This window comes from Variovorax sp. PvP013 (assembly GCF_050435945.1).
In the GTDB taxonomy this organism is placed as follows: Bacteria; Pseudomonadota; Gammaproteobacteria; order Burkholderiales; family Burkholderiaceae_C; genus Variovorax.
The window spans coordinates 369,186-387,039 of sequence record NZ_JBNDLF010000001.1 but is presented as its reverse complement, the minus strand read 5'-3'; the positions used below and the strand labels follow the sequence as shown (position 1 = coordinate 387,039).

Annotated in this window: 17 protein-coding genes; 2 read left to right on the top strand and 15 right to left on the bottom strand. The window is 67.4% G+C overall.

From position 1 onward, the window contains the following. Positions 1 to 87 precede the first annotated feature (87 nt). Positions 88 to 759 carry an RlmE family RNA methyltransferase gene (locus ABID77_RS01895; protein WP_429590029.1) on the bottom strand — a complete coding sequence of 224 codons (672 nt, stop codon included), beginning with the start codon at positions 757 to 759 and terminating at the stop codon, positions 88 to 90. Positions 760 to 778: 19 nt separating this feature from the next. Between ABID77_RS01895 and ABID77_RS01890 the strand changes: the two genes are divergently transcribed. Further along, complete coding sequence (locus tag ABID77_RS01890) at positions 779 to 1,258, top strand: YhbY family RNA-binding protein (protein ID WP_429590026.1); 480 nt, start codon at positions 779 to 781, stop codon at positions 1,256 to 1,258. A 48-nt stretch (positions 1,259 to 1,306) separates the two neighbouring features. Continuing rightward, positions 1,307 to 2,026: a glycosyltransferase gene (locus tag ABID77_RS01885; protein ID WP_429590023.1), complete on the top strand. Its 720-nt coding sequence runs from the start codon at positions 1,307 to 1,309 to the stop codon at positions 2,024 to 2,026. Here ABID77_RS01885 and ABID77_RS01880 read toward each other — a convergent pair whose 3' ends face one another. The 14 genes from ABID77_RS01880 to rseP form a co-directional block, all read right to left on the bottom strand. Continuing rightward, positions 2,027 to 2,470, bottom strand: a complete 444-nt coding sequence (locus ABID77_RS01880; RefSeq protein ID WP_429593236.1) for a DUF4149 domain-containing protein — start codon at positions 2,468 to 2,470, stop codon at positions 2,027 to 2,029. 23 nt (positions 2,471 to 2,493) lie between these two features. Beyond that, positions 2,494 to 2,976, bottom strand: coding sequence for a transcription elongation factor GreA (gene greA / locus ABID77_RS01875; protein ID WP_429590020.1), 483 nt, complete (start codon positions 2,974 to 2,976; stop codon positions 2,494 to 2,496). 96 nt (positions 2,977 to 3,072) lie between these two features. Next, the gene (locus ABID77_RS01870; protein ID WP_429590017.1) at positions 3,073 to 3,966 is read right to left on the bottom strand and encodes a Kdo hydroxylase family protein; all 894 of its coding nucleotides are present in this window, start codon (positions 3,964 to 3,966) and stop codon (positions 3,073 to 3,075) included. A gap of 34 nt (positions 3,967 to 4,000) precedes the next feature. Continuing rightward, on the bottom strand, positions 4,001 to 7,258 hold the full coding sequence (gene carB, locus ABID77_RS01865) for a carbamoyl-phosphate synthase large subunit (protein ID WP_429590014.1): 3,258 nt from the start codon (positions 7,256 to 7,258) through the stop codon (positions 4,001 to 4,003). After that, complete coding sequence (gene carA / locus ABID77_RS01860; protein ID WP_429590011.1) at positions 7,251 to 8,450, bottom strand: glutamine-hydrolyzing carbamoyl-phosphate synthase small subunit; 1,200 nt, start codon at positions 8,448 to 8,450, stop codon at positions 7,251 to 7,253. Before carA ends, carB begins: the two co-directional genes overlap by 8 nt. A gap of 218 nt (positions 8,451 to 8,668) precedes the next feature. Next, positions 8,669 to 9,442, bottom strand: a complete 774-nt coding sequence (locus tag ABID77_RS01855; RefSeq protein WP_429590008.1) for a TrmH family RNA methyltransferase — start codon at positions 9,440 to 9,442, stop codon at positions 8,669 to 8,671. Continuing rightward, positions 9,439 to 10,092 (bottom strand): ribonuclease HII, encoded by a 654-nt coding sequence (gene rnhB / locus ABID77_RS01850; RefSeq protein ID WP_429590005.1) that lies wholly within the window; start codon positions 10,090 to 10,092, stop codon positions 9,439 to 9,441. Before rnhB ends, ABID77_RS01855 begins: the two co-directional genes overlap by 4 nt. After that, positions 10,064 to 11,212, bottom strand: a complete 1,149-nt coding sequence (gene lpxB / locus ABID77_RS01845; RefSeq protein ID WP_429590002.1) for a lipid-A-disaccharide synthase — start codon at positions 11,210 to 11,212, stop codon at positions 10,064 to 10,066. Before lpxB ends, rnhB begins: the two co-directional genes overlap by 29 nt. Before the next feature lie 7 nt (positions 11,213 to 11,219). Next, complete coding sequence (lpxA, locus tag ABID77_RS01840) at positions 11,220 to 12,008, bottom strand: acyl-ACP--UDP-N-acetylglucosamine O-acyltransferase (RefSeq protein ID WP_429589999.1); 789 nt, start codon at positions 12,006 to 12,008, stop codon at positions 11,220 to 11,222. A gap of 13 nt (positions 12,009 to 12,021) precedes the next feature. Further along, positions 12,022 to 12,471, bottom strand: coding sequence for a 3-hydroxyacyl-ACP dehydratase FabZ (gene fabZ / locus ABID77_RS01835; protein ID WP_429589997.1), 450 nt, complete (start codon positions 12,469 to 12,471; stop codon positions 12,022 to 12,024). A 9-nt stretch (positions 12,472 to 12,480) separates the two neighbouring features. Continuing rightward, entirely contained in the window at positions 12,481 to 13,458 is a 978-nt protein-coding gene (gene lpxD / locus ABID77_RS01830; protein ID WP_429589994.1) for a UDP-3-O-(3-hydroxymyristoyl)glucosamine N-acyltransferase, read from the bottom strand. A 28-nt stretch (positions 13,459 to 13,486) separates the two neighbouring features. Further along, positions 13,487 to 14,041, bottom strand: a complete 555-nt coding sequence (locus ABID77_RS01825) for an OmpH family outer membrane protein (RefSeq protein WP_429589991.1) — start codon at positions 14,039 to 14,041, stop codon at positions 13,487 to 13,489. Then, positions 14,041 to 16,440: an outer membrane protein assembly factor BamA gene (gene bamA / locus ABID77_RS01820; protein WP_429589988.1), complete on the bottom strand. Its 2,400-nt coding sequence runs from the start codon at positions 16,438 to 16,440 to the stop codon at positions 14,041 to 14,043. The genes ABID77_RS01825 and bamA overlap by 1 nt, the downstream gene beginning before the upstream one ends. A 42-nt stretch (positions 16,441 to 16,482) precedes the next feature. Next, positions 16,483 to 17,841, bottom strand: coding sequence for an RIP metalloprotease RseP (rseP, locus tag ABID77_RS01815; RefSeq protein ID WP_429589985.1), 1,359 nt, complete (start codon positions 17,839 to 17,841; stop codon positions 16,483 to 16,485). Positions 17,842 to 17,854: the final 13 nt, after the last annotated feature.

The window sequence follows — 17,854 nt, the reverse complement described above, 5'->3', positions numbered from 1 at the left end:
TTTTCAAGCTGCGAAACCGGCCAATTCGCGCCGAGCAGCCATAGCAGAGGCACGGACATTGCGCCGGCATCGCCCACGGTGGAGGATTCAGATCGCCCCGTCCGTCGGCTTGAGACCCACCCCCACCAGGAAGGTTTCCGAGGATTTGTCACGCGAGGCCTTGGGCTTGAACGGTTTGACGACGCGGAAATTCGCCTTGAACAATTGCGTCAGTTCGGCATAGCCGCCGCCGTGGAACAGCTTGGTGACCAGGGCGCCTTCGGGCTTCATGTGCCGGCGCGCGAAGTCCACCGCCAGTTCGACCAGGTGCGAGATCCGCGCCGCGTCGGCCGAGGCGATGCCCGAGAGGTTGGGCGCCATGTCCGAGACCACGACGTCGGCCAGCCGCCCGTCCATCGCCTGCTCCAGCCGCACCAGCACGTCGTCCTCGCGGAAATCCCCCTGCAGGAACAGCACGCCCTCGATCGGCTCCATCGGCAGGATGTCCAGGGCGATGATGGTGCCGTCCAGATCGCCCGAGGCGGCGCCGCCCGGGGACAGCCGCCGCCGTGCGTACTGGCTCCAGGCGCCGGGCGTCGACCCCAGGTCGACCACCAGGTGGCCGGGCCGGATCAGGCCGAGGGTCTCGTCGATCTCCTTGAGCTTGTAGGCGGCGCGGGCGCGGTAGCCTTCGCGCGCCGCCAGTTTCACGTAGGTGTCGTTGACATGGTCGTTAAGCCACGCCTTGTTCACCTTCTTGCTCTGAGTCTTGACTTTCATTCGCCCGGATAATACGGGGATGCCCGCCATCCAACTTTCCCCCGCGCAACGCAAGGTGCATCGCGCCGAAGCCCATCACCTCGATCCGATCGTCATGATCGGTGGCGACGGGCTCACCCCGGCCGTTTCCAAGGAAGCCGACGCCGCACTCAAGGCGCACGGCCTGATCAAGGTCCGCGTGTTCTCCGACGATCGCGCCGCGCGCGAAACCATGCTCGCCACCCTGGCCGACGAACTCGACGCCGCCCCCATCCAGCACATCGGCAAGCTGCTGGTGCTGTGGCGCCCGATCCCCGAGAAGGAACGCGTCGTCGACGAGGACCGCATGCCCGGCCCGCGCGACGTCAAGGTCCTGAAGTACAGCAAGCGCGGCGGCCAGCGCCCCGAGATCAAGACCCTGCGCGTCCTGGGCAACCAGCGTCTCACGCCCGGCGGCACGATCAAGCGCGCCAAGCCCAAGCGGCCCCTGTCGGCCAAGAAGCGCAATCAGGGCGACTGACCGATGCCGCGCCCGCACGCTGCGGTAGCGCAGCGGCACGTCCTGTGCATGAAATGGGGCACCAAGTACGGCCCCGACTACGTCAACCGGCTCTACGCCATGGTGCGCCGTCACTTGAGCGGCGACTTCAACTTCGTCTGCCTGACCGACGACGGCCGCGGCATCCGCGACGAGGTGCAGTGCCTGCCCATCCCACCGCTCGACCTCGAGGTGCAGCCGGGCCAGCCCGACCGGGCCTGGAAGAAGCTCACGACCTTCGAGGCCGATCTGCACGGCCTGCGCGGCACGGCGCTGTTCGTCGATCTCGACGTCGTGGTGGTCGGCTCGCTCGACGCCTTCTTCGAACAGCCGGGTGAATTCCTGATCATCCACGACTACGCCCGACCCTGGCGCCGCGAGCGCATCACGGGCAACTCGTCGGTCTACCGCTTCGAACTGGGAGCGCACGCGGACGTGCTGGCGCACTTCCGCGCCCACATGGACGAGGTGCAGGCGGAGTTCCGCAACGAGCAGGCCTATCTGTCGGACTTCCTGCATCGCCAGGGCCGACTGGGCTACTGGCCCGACGCCTGGTGCCCGAGCTTCAAGTACCACGGCATCCCGGCCTGGCCGACGAACTACTGGCGCGAGCCCTTCGTGCCGGAAGGCGCGCGCATCGTGGTGTTCCACGGCGAATGCAATCCGCCCGACGCGCTCGCCGGGCGACGCAACCGGACGTTTCGCTTCATCCGACCGGCGCGCTGGATCGCGCGCCACTGGGCCGCCTGATCAGGCGGTTTCCGTGGCCGGTGCAGGCACGAGCGTGGCGCGCCGCGCCATGCGCCACAGCAGGCAGAGCGTGCACAGCCACTGCGCGAGGTACATCCCGCTGCCCAGGGCATGCCAGAACTTCAGGTCGACGCGCGCCAGGATGCGCGGCGCCACGGCGTATTGCTGGAGCAGCGCCAGCAGGAGCGCGGCGAGCACCAGGAACAGGCCCGCGAGCACGTCCTTGCCGAAGCCGCCGTCGCCCAATGTCCTGAAATGGATCAACAGGACCAGCCCGCAGCCGATCGCGATCCAGCTCTGCGCCGCGAACAGCTGGCCGGCGAAGTTGCCCGCCACCGCCGGATTGCCCAGCCGCGCGAACAGCATCGGCACGACTAGGAAGCCGATCGTCGTCAGGCTGCCCCACCAGAGCGCGGCGAGCAGCAGCGCCACGCGATCCTTCACCGAGGCCACGGCGCGCTGCGCGCTCAGCCGACGTAGCGGACGGCGACGATCTCGTAGCGCCGCACGCCGCCGGGCGCCTGCACCTCGGCCGTGTCGCCCTCCTCCTTGCCGATCAGCGCGCGCGCGATCGGGCTGGAGATGTTGATGCGGCCGAGCTTGAGGTCGGCCTCGTCCTCGCCGACGATCTGATAGGTCACGGCGTCGCCGCTGTCCTCGTCCTCGAGGTCGACGGTGGTGCCGAAGACGATCTTGCCGCCGGCGTCGAGCGTGGCGGGATCGATGATCTGGGCCGCCGACAGCTTGCCCTCGACCTCCTGGATGCGGCCTTCGATGAAGCCCTGGCGGTCCTTGGCGACCTCGTACTCGGCGTTCTCGCTCAGGTCGCCCTGGGCGCGCGCTTCGGCGATGGCGTTGATGACCCAGGGGCGGTCGACGGTCTTGAGGCGATGCAGTTCTTCGCGCAGCTTCTCTGCGCCGCGCTTGGTGACGGGGATGGTGTTGGCCATGGGGGATGCTCCATAAAGCGAAACCGCCGAACGCTGCCGTTCGGCGGTGCATGGTGTGGGATATCTGAGTGCCGGGACCGGGTCGTCGAGGACGGGTCAGACGAGGGTCCGTCCGGTCAGCCGGCTCAGGATGGCGAGCGGACTCGACTCGGGATTGTATTGCCTCGACGCGGCCAGATGAAGGGTCTGCTCGAGCATGTACTGGCCCGCCATGACCGCGTGCGGCGTCTGGTCGGAGAAGCACACCCAGACCGACCCCGCCGGAAACGCCATGGCCTCCTGCGGCGCGTTGCGCTGGTAGTCGGCGTCGGATTTCATCGCGTCGTGCAGCTGCAGCATCAGGTGGTCGTATTCGCTGCGCAACGACTTGGTGACGTGCAATGCCTTCAGGACGCGCGCCTGCCACGGCGCATAGGCTTTGACGCGCGGCAGGAAGCGCCGCGCCACGTCCTCGAACGGCTCGCCGACGCGCCAGGCGCGCGGCAGTCCGTCGGGGTTGACGTTGGTGAACACCCGCAGGATGCGCTCGCCGTAGTTGGGCCGCGACGGGAAGGCGTCGATGTGCAGGCGCTTGTCGTCGGCGCGCCAGGACTGCACGCGCGTCTCGACCTGCATCGGCCGATAGCTCGTCGGCGCCACGCGCAAGGCGTCGGTGTAGCGCGGCAGCAGGGCATCGACGAAGCGCAGCGCCTGCGCGCGGAAGCGCCCGATCATCGCCGCCGCGTCGCGCTGCAGGTCGACGTCGCCGGCCACGCCCTTGAGCCGGCCTTCGGCGTCGAGACTGATGTTGCGCACCTTGGGTGCCAGCACCTCGGGCGACAGCAGGCGATGCTCCCGCGCCTCGAGTCCGAAGGCCAGATGCGGGAAGTACAGCACCTTGCCGGCTTCGAGGTCGGCGATCCAGTCGGGATGCGACCGCGCCGCGTTCCAGTCGGCGAGGTCGAGCTCGACGATCTGCGACTGCGATCGCGACTGCGTGTCCGTGCTCATTCCACCCGGCCTCCGACGTCCGTCACCCGCGTGTTCAGCCGGCGGCCTGGGCCGCGAGCTGCGCGTGCATCTCCTGCACCGAGATCACGTCGAGTTCGTCCATGTGCCGCATGCCCTCGACGGCCGCTTCCGCGCCGAAGATGGTCGTGAACGTCGTCACGCGCGCCAGCAGCGCCGAGGTGCGGATCTGGCGCGAGTCGGCGATCGCGTTGCGGCGCTCTTCCACCGTGTTGATGACCAATGCCACTTCCTGGTTCTTGATCATGTCGACGATGTGCGGGCGGCCCTCGGTGACCTTGTTGACCACCGTGCAGGGGACGCCGGCCGCGTTGAACGCCGCCGCCGTGCCCTTGGTCGCGAGCAGCTCGAAGCCGAGCTTCACGAGCCCCTGGGCCACCTCGACCGCGCGCGGCTTGTCGTTGTTCTTCACCGAGACGAAGACCTTGCCGGACTTCGGCAGGATGGTGCCGGCGCCGAGCTGCGACTTGACGAAGGCCTCGCCGAAGGTGCGGCCCACGCCCATGACCTCGCCGGTGGACTTCATCTCGGGGCCGAGGATGGTGTCGACGCCGGGGAACTTCACGAACGGGAACACCGCTTCCTTGACGCTGAAGTACGGCGGCGTGACCTCCTTCGTCATGCCTTGCGACGCCAGCGACTGGCCCGCCATGCAGCGCGCGGCCACCTTGGCCAGCTGGATGCCGGTGGCCTTGCTCACGTAGGGCACCGTGCGCGAGGCGCGCGGATTCACTTCGAGCACGTAGATGACGTCCTTGCCGTCCTTCTGCTGGATCGCGAACTGGACGTTCATCAGTCCGACCACGTTCAGCGCCTGCGCCATGGCCGCGCTCTGGCGCTTGAGTTCGGCGATGGTCTCGGCCGAGAGCGAGTACGGCGGCAGCGAGCACGCCGAGTCGCCCGAGTGCACGCCGGCCTGCTCGATGTGCTCCATCACGCCACCGATGAGCGTCGCGCCCTCGGCGTCGCGGATGCAGTCGACGTCGCACTCGACGGCGTCGTTCAGGAAACGGTCGAGCAGCACCGGCGAGTCGTTGCTGACCTTGACGGCCTCGCGCATGTAGCGCTCGAGGTCGCGCTGCTCGTGGACGATCTCCATGGCGCGGCCGCCGAGCACGTAGCTCGGGCGCACGACCAGCGGATAGCCGAGTTCGGCGGCCTTCTCCAGCGCCTCGGGTTCGGCGCGCGCGGTCGCGTTGGGCGGCTGGCGCAGGCCGAGCGTGTGCAGCAGCTGCTGGAAGCGCTCGCGGTCCTCGGCGGCGTCGATCATGTCGGGCGAGGTGCCGATGATCGGCACGCCGTTGGCCTCCAGGTCGAGCGCGAGCTTGAGCGGCGTCTGGCCGCCGTACTGCACGATCACGCCGATCGGCTTCTCCTTGTCGACGATCTCCAGCACGTCCTCCAGCGTCAGCGGCTCGAAGTACAGGCGGTCGGAGGTGTCGTAGTCGGTCGAGACGGTCTCGGGATTGCAGTTGACCATGATGGTCTCGTAGCCGTCCTCGCGCATCGCCAGCGCCGCGTGCACGCAGCAGTAGTCGAACTCGATGCCCTGGCCGATGCGGTTGGGACCGCCGCCGAGCACCATGATCTTCTTGTTGTCGGTGGGCGCGGCTTCGCACTCGTCCTCGTAGGTCGAGTACATGTAGGCCGTGTTGGTGGCGAACTCGGCCGCGCAGGTGTCCACGCGCTTATAGACCGGGCGCACGTTCAGGGCGTGGCGCTTCTCGCGGATCGCGGTGTCGGTGGTCTTGAGGTGACGCGCCAGCCGGCGGTCGGAGAAGCCCTTCTTCTTGAGCGCGAGCAGCGTGTCGCGGTCGATGGCGTCGAGCGACAGGGTCTCCAGCTCGAGCTCGATCTTCACGATCTCCTCGATCTGCACCAGGAACCACGGGTCGATCTTGGTCAGCGCGAAGACTTCGTCGACGGAGAGGCCCATGGCGAAGGCGTCGCCGACGTACCAGATGCGCTCGGGGCCGGGCTCGCCGAGTTCCTTCTCCAGCACCTCGCGGTCCTGGGTCTTCTCGTTGAGGCCGTCGACGCCGACCTCCAGCCCGCGCAAGGCCTTCTGGAACGACTCCTGGAAAGTGCGGCCCATGGCCATCACTTCGCCCACCGACTTCATCTGCGTCGTCAGGCGCGAGTCGGCGGTCGGGAACTTCTCGAACGCGAAACGCGGGATCTTGGTGACCACGTAGTCGATGCTCGGCTCGAAGCTCGCCGGCGTGGCGCCGCCGGTGATCTCGTTGCGCAGCTCGTCGAGCGTGTAGCCCACGGCCAGCTTGGCCGCGACCTTGGCGATCGGGAAGCCGGTGGCCTTGGAGGCCAGCGCCGAGGAGCGCGAGACGCGCGGGTTCATCTCGATGACGACCATGCGGCCGTCCTTCGGGTTGATGGAGAACTGCACGTTGGAGCCGCCGGTGTCCACGCCGATCTCGCGCAGCACGGCCAGCGAGGCGTTGCGCAGGATCTGGTACTCCTTGTCGGAGAGCGTCTGCGCCGGGGCGACGGTGATCGAGTCGCCGGTGTGCACGCCCATCGGGTCGAGGTTCTCGATCGAGCAGACGATGATGCAGTTGTCCGCCTTGTCGCGGACCACTTCCATCTCGTACTCCTTCCAGCCGAGCAGCGATTCCTCGATCAGCAGCTCGTTGGTCGGCGAGGCTTCCAGACCGCGCTTGCAGATGGTCTCGAACTCCTCCGGGTTGTAGGCGATGCCGCCGCCGGTGCCGCCGAGCGTGAAGCTCGGGCGGATGACGGTCGGGAAGCCCATCACCTTCTGCACCGCCCAGGCCTCCTGCATGGAGTGCGCGATGCCCGAGCGCGCCGAGCCCAGGCCGATCTTGGTCATCGCGTCCTTGAACTTCAGCCGGTCCTCGGCCTTGTCGATGGCCTCGGGCGTGGCGCCGATGAGTTCGACCGGCCGGCCGGTGGCGGCGCCCTTGTATTTGTCGAGCACGCCGTTGCGCCACAGGTCGAGCGCGCAGTTCAGCGCGGTCTGGCCGCCCATGGTCGGCAGGATCGCGTCGGGGCGTTCCTTGGCGATGATCTTCTCGACCGTCTGCCAGGTGATCGGCTCGATGTAGGTGACGTCGGCCGTGGCCGGGTCGGTCATGATCGTCGCCGGGTTGCTGTTGATCAGGACGACGCGGTAGCCCTCCTCGCGCAACGCCTTGCAGGCCTGCACGCCCGAGTAGTCGAATTCGCAGGCTTGGCCGATGATGATCGGGCCGGCGCCGATGATGAGGATGCTCTTGAGTTCTGTGCGCTTAGGCATTCTTGGTTCCTGCTTTGTGCTTTTCCATCAGTGCCGTGAAGCGGTCGAACAGATAGCCGATGTCGTGCGGGCCGGGCGAGGCTTCCGGGTGGCCCTGGAAGCAGAAGGCCGGCTGGGTGGTGTGGGCCAGGCCCTGGAGCGTGTTGTCGAACAGGCTGACGTGCGTGGCGCGCAGCGTGGGCGGCAGCGATTCGCCGTCGACCGCGAAGCCGTGGTTCTGGCTCGTGATGCTGACGCGGCCGCTGTCGAGGTCCTTGACGGGATGGTTCGCGCCGTGATGGCCGAACTTCATCTTGTACGTCTTGGCGCCCATGGCCAGGGCCATGATCTGATGGCCCAGGCAGATGCCGAAGACCGGGATGCCGGTGTCGATGAGTTCGCGCGCCGCCGCGATGGCGTAGTCGCACGGCTGCGGATCGCCCGGGCCGTTGGCCAGGAAGATGCCGTCGGGCTTGAGCTTGAGCACGTCGGCGACGGGAGTCTGCGCGGGCACGACGGTGATGCGCGCGCCGCGCTGCGCCAGCATGCGCAGGATGTTCTTCTTGACGCCGTAGTCGAAGGCCACGACGTGGAAGCGCGGCGTGATCTGCACGCCGTAGCCCGGCTTGCCGTCGACGTGCACGAGCTTCCACTCGGTCTGCGTCCACTCGTAGGTCTGCTTGACCGACACCACCTTGGCGAGGTCGAGGCCGGCCATGTTCGGTGCGGCCTGGGCGGCGGCGACGGTCTGGTCGATCAGGTCCTGCGTCACGGTCTCGCCCGCGGCCAGGCCGCGGATCGCGCCGTTCTGCGCGCCCTTCTCGCGCAGGTGGCGCGTGAGCTTGCGGGTGTCGAGGTCGGCGATGGCCACGGTGCCGTTGCGCACCAGGTAGTCGCTGAGCGTGGCGGTCTTGCGGAAGTTGGATGCGACCAGCGGCAGGTCCTTGATGATCAGGCCGGCGGCATGGACCTTGTCGGCTTCGACGTCTTCCTCGTTGACGCCGTAATTGCCGATGTGCGGATACGTGAGCGTCACGATCTGCTGGCAATAGCTCGGGTCGGTGAGGATTTCCTGGTAGCCGGTCATGGCGGTGTTGAACACCACTTCACCGACGGTGGAGCCGGTGGCTCCGATCGACTGGCCGAGAAAGACCGTGCCGTCTGCGAGTGCCAGGATGGCGGGAGGAAACGCTCCCTTGAGAGACAAAAGCACTGGGTTCTCCGGATGGTTACGGTCGCCCGGAGTCTTCCGGAAATGCTCCCGGCGGACTGCTGAATCGAGGGTTTTTGCTTTGAAGGCGGCCGGGCGACGCTGTGCGAAAAGCACTCGATTGTAGCCGTCGCGATTACTACTTCATTCGTCAATCGGACATTCCCGGAGCCTCGATCGATCCGACGAGACGGCGTTCGGGTCGCGGTCGTCCGTCCCGGTCAGCGCGCCGCGCCGCTCGCGTGCAGGCAGATCGCGGCGGCGGCGGCGACGTTGAGCGATTCCTCGCCCCCGGGCTGGGCGATGCGGATGCGCAGGGCCGCGCGGGCCTCGAGCGCCGGCGAGACGCCCTGCCCCTCGTGCCCCAGCACCCAGGCGCACGGCCAGGGCAGCGCCGCGCGATGCAGGAAGTCGCCGCCGTGCGAGCTGGTGACGACCAGGGGCACCGACAGGGCCTCGAGCTCGTCCGGCGACGCCGCCTCGATCAGCCGCAGGCCGAAGTGCGCGCCCATGCCGGCGCGCAGCACCTTGGGCGACCACAGTGCCGCCGTGCCCTTGAGCGCCACCACCTGCGCGAAGCCGAAGGCCCCCGCGCTGCGCAGGATGGAGCCGACGTTGCCGGCGTCCTGCAGGCGGTCGAGCACCACCGTCGCCGCGTCGGCCCGTAGCGTCGGCCGTGTCGGCAGATCCATGACGAAGCCCATCGGCGCGGGCGACTCCAGGCCGCTGACGCCGGCGAGCAGGTCGTCGGCGACGACCACCAGCCGGTCCGACGCATCGGCCCAGTCGAAGCGCGAACGCGCCCAGAAGGTCTCGGAGAACACGGCGACGGCCGGCCGCACGCCGCGCTCGCGCGCCGCGCGGCAGAGGTGGTCGCCCTCCAGCCAGACGCGCCCCAGCTTGCGGTAGGCACCGCCGTCCTGCGCCAGCCGGCGCAGGTCCTTGAGCAGCGGGTTGTCGCGCGAGCTGACATGGGTCGGCTCCACCGTGTTCATCGTGCGCCTTCCATCGTCGAGGCCATCGGTCCACGCGCCAGCGCCGCCGCGACGGGACTGAACGAGCGCCGGTGATGGACGCAGGCGCCGTGGCGCAGCAGCGCGTCGAGGTGCGCCTTCGTGCCATAGCCCTTGTGACCGGCGAAGCCGTAATGCGGGAATTCCTGGTGCAGGTCCTGGCACAGCCGATCGCGATGCACCTTGGCGAGGATCGAGGCGGCCGAGATCGCGCGCACGCGCGCATCGCCACGTACGATGGCCTCGGCCAGCACGTCGAGCCGCGGCAGGCGGTTGCCGTCGACCAGCACCTTGGCCGGCTTCAGGCGCAATCCCTCGACCGCGCGGCGCATGGCGATCATCGTGGCCTGCAGGATGTTGTGGGTGTCGATCTCCTCGACCGTCGCCTGGGCCACGGAGCAGCACAGCGCGCGGGCCAGGATCTGCTCGCTCAGGCGCTCGCGCTGCAGCGCGGTCAGGGTCTTGGAATCGGCCAGACCGGGGATCGGACGACGCTCGTCGAGGATCACCGCCGCGGCCACGACCGGCCCGGCCAAAGGCCCGCGCCCGGCCTCGTCGACGCCCGCCAGCAGGCCCGGCGTGTCCCAGGCCAGCGGGACCTGTTCAGCGTGCAAGAACCTGGTCGATCGCATCGGCGCAGAGGGTCGGGGTGTCGCGCTGCAGCTCGGCGTGCAGCGCGGTGAAGCGCCGCTGCAGGGCGTCGACCTCGTCGGGGGCCTGCAGCCAGCGCAGCGTGGCCTGGGCGAGCGCCTCGGGCGTGGCGGCTTCCTGCAGCAGTTCGGGCACGACGAAGTCGCGGCAGAGGATGTTGGGCAGTCCGACCCACGGCTGCAGTTGCTGGCGGTGCATCAGGTGCCAGGAGACGCGGTTCATGTTGTAGGCGATCACCATCGGCCGCTTGAAGAGCGCCGCCTCCAGCGTCGCGGTGCCGCTGGCGATCAGCGTGACGTCGCAAGCGGCCAGCACTTCGTGCGAGCGGCCGTCGACCAGTTGGACCCGGTCGGCGACACCGCTCGCGCGCAGCAACGCCTCGACCTCCTCGCGCAGGCTCGGGATCACCGGCGTCACGAAACGCAAATTCGGCATCCGCTGGACCATGAGCGCCGCCGTGGCGAAGAACCGGGCCGCGAGCGCGCGGACTTCCGAGCGGCGGCTGCCCGGCAGCAGCGCCACCACGGGCGCATCGTCCGGCAGTCCGAGCGCGGCGCGCGCGGCGCGCCGGTCCGGCACCATGGGAATCACGTTGGCGAGCGGATGGCCGACGTAGGTGGCCTCCACGCCCTGCTCCTCCAGCAACGCCGGCTCGAAGGGGAAGATGCACAGCACGTGATCGGCGGCGGAACGGATCTTCTCGATGCGGTCCGCGCGCCAGGCCCAGATCGACGGACAGACGAAATGCACCGTCTTCATGCCGCGGCCGCGCAGCGCGCTCTCCAGATCGAGATTGAAGTCGGGTGCGTCGACGCCGATGAAGAGATCGGGCCACTCGCGCAGCAGACGGGCTTTCAACTGCCGCCGGATGCCGGCGATCTCGGCATAGTGGCGCAGCACCTCGATGTAGCCGCGCACCGCCAGCTTCTCCTGCGGCCACCAGCTCTCGAACCCGCGCCGCAGCATCTGGGGGCCGCCGATGCCCTGGGCCTGGACGTCCGGCCAACGCGCCCGGATGCCGTCGAGCAGCAGCCCCGCGAGCAGGTCGCCCGAGGGTTCGCCGGCAACCAGCGCGAAGCGCTTCTGTGCATCTTCCGACATCCCGGTGTCAGCGCGCGATGCCGCGCGTGCTGCGGGACAGGAAATCGCTCATCAGGGCGACGTCGTCGGCGGCTTCCGGCATCTCGGTGGCCAGGGCGTCGATCGCCGAACGCGCGTCCTCGAGCTTGCGGCCCTGCCGGTAGAGCAGCCGGTGCATCTGCTTGATGGCCGCGATGCGCGGGGCCGAGAAGTCGCGCCGGCGCAGACCTTCCTGGTGGAAACCGCGCACGGCCAGCGGATTGCCGTCGACCAGCATGAACGGCGGCACGTCTTGCGTCACGGCGCTGGCGAAACCGACCATGGCGTGCGCGCCGACCTTCACGAACTGGTGGATGCCCGTCAGCCCGCCGATGAGCACCCAGTCGCCGAGCTCGACGTGGCCCGCGAGGGTCGTGTTGTTGGCGAGCGTGGTGTGGTCGCCCACCCGGCAGTCGTGCGCGATGTGGGTGTACGCCATGATCCAGTTGTCGCTGCCCACGCGCGTCACGCCGCCGGCCCCGGGCACCCCGAGGTTGAAGGTGCAGAACTCGCGGATGGTGTTGCGGTCGCCGATGAGGAGTTCGGTCGGCTCGCCGGCGTACTTCTTGTCCTGCGGGACGGCGCCGAGCGACGAGAACTGGAAGATCCGGTTGTCGCGTCCGATGGTCGTACGGCCCTCGATGACGCAATGCGCGCCGATCGTGGTGCCCGCGCCCACTCTCACGTGCGGACCGATCACCGCGTACGGACCGACGCTCACCGATGCGTCGAGTTGCGCCAGCGGATCGACGATGGCCGTCGAATGAACCTGGGTCATGGACGGCGCGGGGTCAGCTCAGTTGGCGCATGGCGCACATCAGCGTCGCTTCGCAGGCCAGTTCGCTGCCCACACGGGCGCGTCCGGTGAACTTGGAGATGCCGGCCTTCATGCGGTCGATCTCGACCTCGAGCGTCAACTGATCGCCCGGCTCCACGGGCCGCTTGAAGCGGGCGCCGTCGATGGCGGCGAAGTAGTAGACCGTGTTGTCGTCGGGCACGATGTCCAGCGAATGGAAGGACAGCAGCGCCGCGGCCTGCGCCATGGCTTCCAGCATGAGCACGCCGGGCATGACCGGGCGATGCGGGAAATGGCCGTTGAAGAACGGCTCGTTCATAGTCACGTTCTTGAGTGCCGTGATGCGCTTGCCCTTTTCCATGTCGAGCACGCGGTCCACCAGAAGGAAGGGATAGCGGTGCGGGAGGAGTTTGAGGATCTGGTGGATGTCGAGCGTCGTCGTCATGATGTTCTTCTATCGTGCATCGCCTTGTTTCTCGAGCGCCTTGAGACGATCGCGAAGACGATGCAATTGCTTGAGCGTGGCAGCGTTTCTTTCCCAGGTCGCATTGTCGTCGATGGGAAACATGCCCGTGTACTGACCCGGCTGGTGGATCGATCGCGTCACCACCGTGGCGGCCGAGATGTGCACGCCATCGGCCAATGTCAGATGGCCCAGGACGATGGCACCACCGCCCACGGTGCAATGCGCGCCGATCACCGCACTGCCCGCGACACCGACGCAACCCGCCATGGCGGTGTGCCTGCCGACACGGACGTTGTGGCCGATCTGGATGAGATTGTCGAGTTTCACGCCGTCCTCGATGACCGTGTCTTCCAGCGCACCGCGGTCGATGCAGGTGTTGGCGCCGATCTCCACGTCGTTGCCGATGCGCACGGCGCCCAGTTGCTCGATCTTGACCCAGCCCCCTTGGTACGGCGCGAAGCCGAAGCCGTCGGCGCCGATCACGACACCCGGATGCAGCAGGCACCGATCTCCGACGACGCAATCCTCGCCCACGGTCACGCGCGACTTCAGGACGGTGCCGGCACCGATGCGCGCACCGCGTTCGACGACGCAGAAGGCACCGATGCGCGCGGTTCCATCGACCGTCGCGTCAGGATCGATGACCGCGCTCGGGTGGACGCGAACGGCATCCGGACGCGCATGCTGCGCCTTCCAGAATTGCGTCAGGCGTGCGAAGTAGAGATAGGGATCTGGCGTGACGATGCAGGCACCGCGCACGGTCGCCTCTTCCTGCACGGCGGGAGACACGATCACGCAGCCCGCTCGGGAAGTTGCGAGATCCTTGCGGTACTTGGGATGGCTCAGGAACGCGAGCGCATCGGCGGAGGCATTCTGCAGCGACGAGAGCCGCTGCACCGTCAGCGTCGCGTCCCCATGCAGTTCGCCGCCCAAGGCATCGACGATGGCGCCCAGTTGCAAGGCCACTCGGCGATCCGCTGGCGTGTTCCGAGCGCTACTTGCTGCCGGAAGCGGCAGCAGTGGCAGGCACGGAGTTGTTGAGGGCCTTGATCACCTTCTCGGTGATGTCATGCTTGGGGTTGATGTAGATCGCTTCCTGCAGGATGGCGTCGTACTTCTCGGCCTCGGCCACCTGCTTGACCACGCGATTCGCGCGGTCGTAGACCTGCTGCAATTCCTCGTTCTTGCGGGCATTCAGGTCTTCCTGGAACTCGCGCCGCTTGCGCTGGAATTCACGGTCCTGATCGACCAAGGCCCGCTGGCGCGTGGCACGCTGGCTCTCCGACAATGTCGGTGCTTCGCGTTCGAACTTTTCCGAAGCCGTCTTGAGTGCCTCGCCCTGGCTGGCGACATCTCGCTCGCGCTTGAGAAACTCGGACTCCAACTTGGCTTGCGCCAATTTGGCCGGCTGGGCTTCGCGCAGGACGCGATCGGGATTGACGAAGCCGATGCGGAACGTTTCCTGGGCCTGCGCAACGGCAGGCACCATGGCCAAGACAGCCAGCGGAAACAGCAGAACCGTACTGGCGGCACGGAGCGAATGAATCATTAGAACGATGTTCCGATCTGGAATTGGAAGCTCTGAATTCTATCTTTGTAGATCGGATTGGCCGGGTCGGAAAGGTCGTCTTCCTTCTGTGAGCGGATGGGCCGCGCAAAGGCCAGACGCAACGGTCCGAGTGGCGAAATCCAGCTGATGCCCAGACCGAGCGAAGCGCGAATCTTCTTCTGTGCCGCCCATTGGGCGTCCGTCTGCGACGTGCGATCGGTAAACACATTGCCGACGTCGAAGAAGCCGTAGAGGCGCAAGGTGCGGTCGTTGCCCGCACCGGGGAACGGCGTGCTCAATTCGGCATTGAAGATGGCCTTCTTCGTGCCGCCCAAAGCGGCACGCGTCACCGTGTCGCGCGGACCGAGCGAGTTCTGCTCGAAGCCGCGGATGGAACCGAGGCCGCCGGCATAGAAGTTCTTGAAGATCGGATAGACCTGATCCTGCAGTGCCTTGCCGTAGCCGATCTCGCCGTTGAAAGCCAAGGTGTACTGTTTCGTCAGCGGGAAGTACTGCTGGTATTGGTAGCTGCTCTTGACGTACTTCAGATCGCCGCCGACACCCCACTCGAGATTGCCGCGCTGCAACCGGCCGTTGGTCGGTACCAGGGCGCTGTCCCGATCGTCGCGGGCCCAGCCGATCGTCAACGGCAAGCCCCATTTGCTGTCGTCGGTGCAGGAATTGATGACGCCGGCGGCATTGAGTTGGCAGCCGAAATAGTCGCGGTAGGCCTGAGGCGTGGCGGTGGCCACGATGGTGCCCGGCTTGAAGGTGAAGCGTTCCAGACCGGCACCGAAGAAGACGGTGTCGACCTCGCTGAACGGCACGCCGAACTTGATCGAGCCGCCTTCGCTGACCAGCGAGTAGTCGCCGTCCTGCGTGTAGTAGGGCCGGGACGTCTGGTGGAAGAGACTGAAGGTCCGCGAGATGCCGTCCTTAGTGAAATAAGGATCCGTCGCGGTCAGCGAGATCGTCTTGTAGTACTTGCTGGTGTTGACCTGCAGGCCTAGGAAGTTGCCGGAGCCGAAGACGTTCTCCTGCGAGATGCCGAAGGTCAGCGAGACCTTCTCGGAACTGGAGAAACCGGCGCCCAGCTGCAATGAGCCGGTGGGCTTCTCCACCACGTTGACCGTGAGGTCGACCTGGTCGGGCGAGCCCGGCACCTCCTGGGTATCGACGCTGACCTCCGTGAAGAAGCCCAGGCGGTCCACCCGGTCGCGCGAGAGCTTGATCTTGTCGCCGTCGTACCACGAGGCCTCGTACTGGCGGAACTCCCGCCGCACCACCTCGTCGCGCGTCTTGTTGTTGCCCCCCACGCTCAGGCGCCGCACGTACACCCGGCGCGCCGGCTCGGCCACCAGCGCGAGCGTCACGCGGTTGGTCGTCCGGTCGATCTCCGGGCGTGCCTCCACCCGCGCGAAGGCGTAGCCGAAGGTGCCGAAGTAGTCCGTGAACGCCTTGGTCGTCTCGGCCACCTGCTCGCCGTTGTAGGGCTGCCCCGCGCGGATGGTCACCAGCGACTTGAACTCGTCGTCGCGACCGAGGTAGTTGCCGTCGAGCTTCACCCCCGCGACCGTGAACTTCTCCCCCTCGGTGATGTTCACCGTCACCGCCAGGTCCTCCCGGTCGGGCGACAGCGCCACCTGGGTCGAGTCGATGCGGAACTCCAGGTAGCCGCGCGAGAGGTAGTACGACCGCAGGGTCTCCAGGTCGGCGTTGAGCTTGGCGCGCGAGTACTGGTTGGACTTGGTGTACCAGCTCATCCAGCCGCCCGCGTCCTGGTCGAACAGGTTCAGCAGCGTGGATTCGCCGAAGGCCTTGGCCCCCACGATGTGGACCTCGCGGATGCGCGCGGGCTCGCCCTCGGTGACCGTGAAGGTCAGGTTCACGCGGTTGCGCTCGATGGGCGTGACGGTGGTCACGACCTGGGCGTTGTACAGGCTCTTGCTCACGTACTGGCGCTTGAGCTCCTGCTCGGCGCGGTCGGTCAGCGCCTTGTCGTAGGGCCGCCCGTCGGCCAGACCCACCTCGCGCAGCGACTTCTGCAGCGCCGTCTTGTCGAACTCCTTGGTGCCCACGAAGTCCACGTCGGCCACCGTCGGGCGCTCCTCGACGATGACCACCAGCACGCCGTTGTTCACGTCCAGGCGCACGTCCTTGAACAGACCCAGCTCGAACAGCGCGCGGATCGCCGCGGAGCCCGTCTCGTCGCTGTAGGTGTCGCCCACGCGCAGGGGCAGCGAGGCGAAGATGGTGCCGGGCTCCACCCGCTGCAGGCCCTCCACGCGGATGTCGCGCACCGTGAAGGGCTCCACGGCCCACGCCGCCGTGGCGGCCAGGGTGGCGGCGATCGCGGCTGCGACGCTTCGCAGGCGGAAGCGACTGATTCTTGTGTTCATGAGATTTGCAGAATGCCGGCGGATGAGAGATGCCGGCAGTGATTAACCAAAAAGCCGATTGACGTCGTTGAACAGTGCGATCGACATCATCACGAGCAGCAACGCCACGCCGCCACGCTGAAACCGTTCCATCCACGCATCGGAGACGCTCTTTCCCGTCAGGCCCTCCCAAAGATAATACATCAGGTGTCCGCCATCGAGGACCGGCAGCGGCATCAGGTTGAGCACTCCCAGACTCACGCTGATGAGTGCCAGAAAGATGAGGTATTGGGTCAGTCCGAGACTGGCGGACTTGCCGGCGTAGTCGGCGATGGTGAGCGGTCCACTCAGGTTCTTGAGCGACGCTTCGCCGATCACCATCTTCGCCATCATGCGCACCGTCAGTGCCGACACCTCCCAGGTGCGGACGATGCCCTTGCGCAATCCTTCGATCGGCCCCTGCCGCACCGTGACCATCTCGGGCGGCGAGCCGACGTAGGCACCGATGCGGCCCACCATCGTCGCGCCCTCCTCCTTGGCTTCCGGCGTCACGTCGATGTCCAGGGCCCGGCCGTCGCGCTCGATGCGCCAGGTCTGCATGCGTGGCGTCGAGCCGTCGATCGACGACCGGATGAGTTCGCGCAATTGCTGGCCGTCGATGACCGGCACCGCGCCGATGGCACGCACCACGTCGCCCTGGCGCAGGCCGGCGCGCTCGCCCGTACCGCCGGCGACGAGCTCACCGATCTCCGGGCGCGTGAGCGGCGCCAGCACACCGATCTTGCGGAACATCTGCGCATCGGCGTCCCTGGTCTCGATGCGACTGAGCGGCAGGACGATCTGGCGACCACCGTCGGCGATCTCGAGCGTGAGGTCGCGTCCGTCCAGCGCGCCGCGCGTCATGCGCCAGCGCAGGTCCTCGAACGAATCGACCGGCGTCAGCACACCGTCGAAGCCCGCACGAACGATCCGTTCGCCGCCGCGCAGTCCCGCCTGTTCGGCCAGCGAGGCCGCCACCGGGCGCGCCAGCGCGGCCACCGGCTCCTGCACGCCGATCCAGTTCACCAGCGTGTAGAGCGCCGCCGCCAGCAGGAGGTTGGCGATCGGACCCGCCGCCACGATGGCCACGCGCGAGCGCAGCGGCTGCGTGTTGAAGGCGAGATGGCGTTCACCGGACGCCACGGGCGCCTCGCGTTCGTCGAGCATCTTCACGTAGCCGCCCAACGGGAAGGCGCCGATGACGAATTCCGTGTCCTGCCCGGGCCGCTGGTTCCTCGGCTTCCAGCGGAACAGCGTCTTGCCGAAACCGACCGAGAACCGCAGCACCTTGACGCCGCAGGCCACCGCCACCCGATAGTGACCGTATTCATGGACCGCGATCAGGAGACCGAGTGCGACGAGGAAGGCGATGACGGTGAGCATGGGAGATCCTCGA